The sequence below is a fragment of the Haloferax sp. Atlit-6N genome, from assembly GCF_003383195.1.
Classification (GTDB): Archaea; Halobacteriota; Halobacteria; order Halobacteriales; family Haloferacaceae; genus Haloferax; species Haloferax gibbonsii.
On the sequence record NZ_QEQJ01000280.1, the window covers coordinates 1 to 473 of the forward strand.

Sequence of the window (473 nt, forward strand, 5' to 3'; positions counted from 1 at the left end):
GCGGGTTCCGAAAACAGGCGATGGGCTTCCTCGAATATCTCACACGGGACGACGCGACCGTACTTTTCACCTCCCAACATACTGCGGGCTCATCCGACGAGGACCTCCAGTTCCTCAGCGACGGCACGATCGAACTCGGCGACGCCGAGCGAGAGCACGTCGAACTCCGTGAGCCAGATCAAGACGAAGATCGGGATCGAAAGCTCGTAGGTGTGGACCATCCCGTGAGCGAGCATCACCAACGCCACGATCGACCGATCGTTCGAGTTCACGTCGTACGTTCCGGCGACCGGTCAGTTCAACGCTCCGGTGTGAGACACGCTGCATCGGTTGGTATGCTACTTTGTCACACTAATACGCGGGCAAAAACGTACAAATTGTACAATTCGGCGACCCAATTATTTCGGGTCTGAGTGTCTCTGAGCCGGAATCGGGGCTCATAACTTATGAAAAACCATCCAAACAGCGACGAC

At 55.8% G+C, this 473-nt stretch carries 1 protein-coding gene; it reads right to left on the minus strand.

Translation table 11 applies throughout. The annotated features are described in order from the left end of the window. Positions 1–89 precede the first annotated feature (89 nt). Positions 90–272: a hypothetical protein gene (locus tag DEQ92_RS22350; RefSeq protein ID WP_233516950.1), complete on the minus strand. Its 183-nt coding sequence runs from the start codon at positions 270–272 to the stop codon at positions 90–92. Positions 273–473 lie beyond the last annotated feature (201 nt).